Source organism: Arthrobacter sp. Dra40 (genome assembly GCF_059091905.1).
In genome coordinates, this window is record NZ_JBNHHB010000303.1 from 1 (window position 1) to 4996 (window position 4996).

Genomic DNA, 4996 nt, shown 5'->3' on the forward strand with positions numbered 1-4996 from the left:
GCCGGTTCGGCCTCGGCCAGCAAGGCGTGGCATCCGGAGCTGGAGCCGCTGCGGGAGCTGCGGGAGCTGCGGGCGCCGCTGCCTCTGCAGGCGCCCAGGTGCCGCCGCCTCCGTCTGCGCCGCCAACGCGCCCGGTCGCCAACCCGGCGACGGCGCCGGTCTCCCGGCAAACCCCGGCAGCGACCCGGATGCCAGCCGCCCGGCAAGCCCCGGCGGACAAGCCCAAAGTCAGCTTGTGGCCGGAGGACGGGGCCGATCAGCCCGCTGGCCGGTCTGCCGCCATGTTCCCCGCCGCGGCCCGCACGGACAGCGAACCAGCGGCGGACGGTTACGAGTACGACGAGTTCGACGACGAGGAACGCAATAGCCCGAGGTCGTCCAAGTTGTTGGTGGGCGGACTGCTCGCGGTATTGCTGGTCGTCGCCATCGTGGTGGCTGTCAGCCAGCTGAATTTGTTCCGCGGTGGACCCGTTGCCGACGGGTCGCAGGGTGGCAACGAAACCGGGGGCGCTTCCGCCCCGGCAGAGACCGGTGCACAAGAAGAAACGTCACCGGCCGCAGAAGTCGTCAAACCGGTCATTGCCGGTCTCACCCGCCAAGTCCCGGACATGCCGGATCTTGACGTGGAGAACGACGGCAGGTTGCCTGAAGCCATCGACGGCAATCCCGCCACCTACTGGGCCAGCTTCCAGTACGCGTCCGACCAGTTCGGCGGCTACGCGGGCAACATGGCGTTGGTCGTCGAGCTTGAAGAGTCGTCCAGCATCAGTTCCGTGGTGCTGACGCAGCTGAGCGGCACCGGAGGCAACTTCTCTGTCCTCCTGAATGACGAACCGACCCTGAAGGGTGCCGACCAGGTCGCCCAGGGAAGCTTCACGGCACAGCAGACCACGATTCCGGTACCTGAACAGGACGGAGCTGCACCCAAGGCGCAATACGTCCTGATCAACTTCACGCAGTTGCCCAGGCTGACCAACCCGATGGGCGGCATGCCCTTCGGAATCCGCATGGCCGAGATCGAAGTCTCCTAACGGCGCACGCGGTGTGTGCCGTCGGCGCACGGAATAAGCCCGCGGAGTGCATCGTTGAGAGAAGTGTTGGCCATGCCGCCCCTGCTGGCGGCCAGGCCAGGTTCACATCATCACCAGAGGAAGAGGTTCGCAGGCAGTGAGCACAGAAACCACACCGTCCGTCCGCGACGTCATCATCGTTGGGTCCGGTCCGGCCGGCTACACGGCAGCTGTCTACACCGCGCGTGCCAACCTCAAACCGCTGCTTATCGCCAGCTCTGTGGAGGCTGGCGGCGAGCTCATGAACACCACCGACGTGGAGAATTACCCGGGCTTTCCTGACGGGATCCTGGGGCCGGAGCTGATGGAGAACTTCCAGAAGCAAGCCGAGCGCTTCGGCACCGAGATCTTGTTTGAAGATGTCACCAGCCTGGAACTGGAAGGCCCGGTTAAGAAGGTCACCATCGGTTCGGGCGAGACCTTCCTCGCCCGGTCGGTCATCATTTCCACCGGTTCCGCGTACAGGGAGCTCGGGCTGCCCGATGAAAAGCGACTGGCCGGACACGGAGTCAGCTGGTGCGCAACCTGCGACGGGTTCTTCTTCAAGGGCCAGGACATCGCGGTGATCGGCGGCGGCGACTCGGCGATGGAAGAAGCCCTCTTCCTGACCAAGTTTGCGGACTCCGTGACCGTGGTCCACCGGCGCGATACCTTGCGTGCCTCCAAGATCATGCAGGACCGTGCCTTGGCGCACGACAAGATCAAGTTCGTTTGGAACTCCGAGGTCGTGGGTCTTGAGGGCGACAGCAAGGTCACCGCGCTGAAGCTCAAAAACACGGTAGACGGTTCGGAGTCAGTGCTTCCCGTCACCGGAGTGTTCGTCGCTATTGGAAACGATCCTCGGGTCTCCCTGGTCAAGGACCAACTGGAATTGACGCCTGAAGGCACTATCGCTGTAGAGGGCCGCTCCTCCAAGACCTCGCTGCCGGGCGTCTTCGCTGCTGGTGATGTCATTGACCCCACCTACCGCCAGGCCATCACCGCCTCGGGCAGCGGGTGTGCCGCTGCCATCGATGTGGAACATTACCTAGCCGACGTCGCAGACGACCAGGTCGGCCTCGCCGAACCCGCAACCGTCTGAACCCGGTTCGAGAAAGAGAGAAAACCATGAGCAACGCAAGAGATGTTACTGACGCCACCTTCGACGCGGACGTCCTGAAGTCCGACAAGCCCGTGATCGTCGATTTCTGGGCGGAATGGTGCGGACCCTGCCGGATGCTGTCGCCGATTCTGGATGACATTGCTGCCGAACACGCCGGCAAGGTCGAGGTTGTTAAGCTCAACGTCGATGACAACCCCGCCACTGCCGCGCAGTACGGGATTACGTCTATCCCTGCTGTGTACGTCTTCAAGGACGGGGCGGTAGCTGCGACCTCCATTGGTGCCAAGCCGAAGCAGGTCATCGAGCAGGAATTCGCGGAGTTCCTCAACTAACCGGATGGAAGACGACGCTGCGGACCAGAGTCTGCGCCGTTCAGACATTAGTCGGCGCGTAGTAGCCCTTCGCGAAGGGTTACTACGCGCTGGCGTTTCCATGGCATATCTGGCTCCGGATCAAGTAAACAACCCCGACGCGTTTGATGACCACGTGGACGCCGCCGTACGCACGTTTCAGCAACACCGTGGCCTGATGGTCGACGGCGTAGTCGGCCCGGAAACGGAACTCGCCCTCGCGGAAGCTCAATTCAAACTCGGCGATCGCCAGCTAAACTACCTGGCCGCCGGAGTTCCGCTGCGCGGCGATGATGTCACAGAGCTGCAGCGCCAACTATCTTTTCTCGGCTTCTACTATGGACACATCGACGGCGAGTACGGGGAACGGACCTACCACGCCGTCCGGGAACTTCAAAGCAATCTCGGGCTCGAAGCATCAGGCATCGCTGACCAGCAACTGACTGCCTCCATGGAGCGCATCAACCGAAGCATTAGTCCCAGCCAGGCTTTTTCACTGCGCGATTACGAGCGGCTTCATCAAGCTTCTGCGGCGCTGAGAGGGCGCGCCGTCGCCATAGTCCCTGGCGTCCGGGCTGAACATCGTGCGGAAGTCGCCGACCTTGCCACTGGTTTGCCTCTCACAGAAAAGCTCGTTGCGGGAGACATCTCGCGCCGGGTCGAGAAGATCCTCACCGAGCTCGGAGCCACGGTAGAGGTCATCGGCGTTCACCCTGAAGACGGCGGCGCAGACCGGGCAAGCCTCATCAGGACGGCATCCCCCAGCCTGAGCCTCGCCATTCATTGTGATTGGTTACCGCAGAAGGCCGCCAACGGGGTGAGTGCGTTCTTTTGGGGTCGTCCTGAGTCGGGCGAAGTGCGTTCCCCTATCGGGCACCGTGCTGCCGAGCTGATTCTCAAGGAAGTCGTCGCCCGCACTGGGTCAATCAACCTGGGTCTTCACGGTCGGAGCTGGGACATTCTCCGTCTGCCGAGCACGCCGTCCGTTCAACTCGATTTGGGTTACCTCAGCAGCCCTGTGGATGCTGGGCGGCTAGCCGATCCTATCTACCGGCAAATTTTGGCGGACTCTATTGTCATCGCCATCCAGAGGCTCTATCTCCTGGAAGAAGACGACGAGCCCACCGGAACATTGGCCCTCGACGACGTCCTTCGGTTCAACCCGGGGCTTTAACTCCTGTCCGCGTGACGCTCTCGTTCACGTGAAACAAGCTGCGTCTTAGTTCCCGCTAGGCTGCGAAAGTGCCTGACCCTTCCGTGCTTTAGCGTTGGCTTGCAGCACCTGGCTAATTCGGGCATGAGCTCAGCCCGGCGGGAAGAGGCCGGTGCTGTAGCCATTTCACCGCCATGGCGGTTCCTTTGCCGTCCTCCTGAAGCGAGAAGTAGCAAACAGCCTGGCCCTCTCCGCGTGCCGCCGCCGTGGTCCCCTGCGCCCCGTTCGCACCGCAGGGGATTTCCGATACGATGCCCGCACGTGCCCGGGACGCCACACGCCCATCGTGATTCAACCAACTAACTGCAGGGCCGGCCGTTGCGGCTCCGCGTCTCTTCCCTGTCGGTGAAACATCCCAGCCGTCCCCGTTTCACGTGAAACAGCAGGGATCCGCATGATGCGCGAACCGGCCGGCTGCTCCCCCTCTCAAAATCCTCCTTCCAGGCTCGCCGACCCTACTAATCTGGACGTGTCTTGTAGCGGCTCTACTGACGCAGCGCCTTGACGCTCGGTCGGATCCACCAGCAACGTGCTGGTAGAAATTGTGTGAGGTCCCGTCCTTCGCGGCGACGCGCTTCTCGCGGCATTGTCGCCACCGTTCGCGAACGAGCTCTCCTGGCCTGCTTAACCAATTGCTCCGCCAAGTATGCGAGCTGGCACCCAGGCGTCGAGTTGGCGCTAACCAGAGACCAGGTGGACATGGTTGAGGTGCCAGTCAGCCAGTCCCGCTGTTTCGCCAAGGGAGTCCGACATGTTCCACCAACAAACGACCCGCGTTGTCGATCGTCTCCAAGCCCGGGGGTGCCAACTTCCCGAGTTGGCGTCTCCTACACCAACTCACGAGCGCTCCCGACCGGGGCTCGGCGTCCAAGGTGACCGTGCGGCGGCGGCGGTGGAGGCTCTGCCCGAAAAGCCTGCCGAGCAATAATCAGCGCTCATCTCACTTCCCGTGTCCTTGAGGTGCGGGCTGCCGTTTCACGTGAAACTTTAGGCGCCGTTCCGCCTCTTCGTCCCAAGACTCCTGCGTCGTGCGCGCGCATGCCGTCAACTCTGACTGGATGAGCACCCAACTCCGTAGGCGTCATGGGGTGAAGCGAGAGTGGGCAGTGCCCATAACGAAGCCTGCCCGTCGGATAGGCCGGGTCTATCGCCTAACCCCGGTCTATCCCATCGTGACCAGTCACATACTGTTAACGTTCCACGTGAAACTTGAATTCTCGGCAGGTACGGCCCGACCGACACTTACCGGGAATCATTGCAG

At 62.4% G+C, this 4996-nt stretch carries 3 protein-coding genes and 1 pseudogene; all 4 read left to right on the plus strand.

Annotated elements, in window-relative coordinates; all coding sequences use genetic code 11:
- Window positions 1-1031, plus strand: a pseudogene (locus AC5RWT_RS34405) (ABC transporter substrate-binding protein); the annotation flags it as partial.
- A 136-nt stretch (window positions 1032-1167) separates the two neighbouring features.
- Window positions 1168-2151: a thioredoxin-disulfide reductase gene (gene trxB / locus AC5RWT_RS34410; protein WP_494084139.1), complete on the plus strand. Its 984-nt coding sequence runs from the start codon at window positions 1168-1170 to the stop codon at window positions 2149-2151.
- A gap of 26 nt (window positions 2152-2177) precedes the next feature.
- Window positions 2178-2504, plus strand: a complete 327-nt coding sequence (gene trxA, locus AC5RWT_RS34415) for a thioredoxin (protein ID WP_493972186.1) — start codon at window positions 2178-2180, stop codon at window positions 2502-2504.
- Window positions 2505-2508: 4 nt separating this feature from the next.
- The gene (locus AC5RWT_RS34420; RefSeq protein ID WP_494084140.1) at window positions 2509-3696 is read left to right on the plus strand and encodes an N-acetylmuramoyl-L-alanine amidase; all 1188 of its coding nucleotides are present in this window, start codon (window positions 2509-2511) and stop codon (window positions 3694-3696) included.
- The last annotated feature ends 1300 nt before the right edge of the window (window positions 3697-4996 follow it).

Bases quoted from the DNA above. Each gene is read 5' to 3' on its own strand.
- trxA (WP_493972186.1), top strand. From the start codon at position 2,178: ATGAGCAACGCAAGAGATGTTACTGACGCCACCTTCGACGCGGACGTC.
- AC5RWT_RS34420 (WP_494084140.1), top strand. From the start codon at position 2,509: ATGGAAGACGACGCTGCGGACCAGAGTCTGCGCCGTTCAGACATTAGT.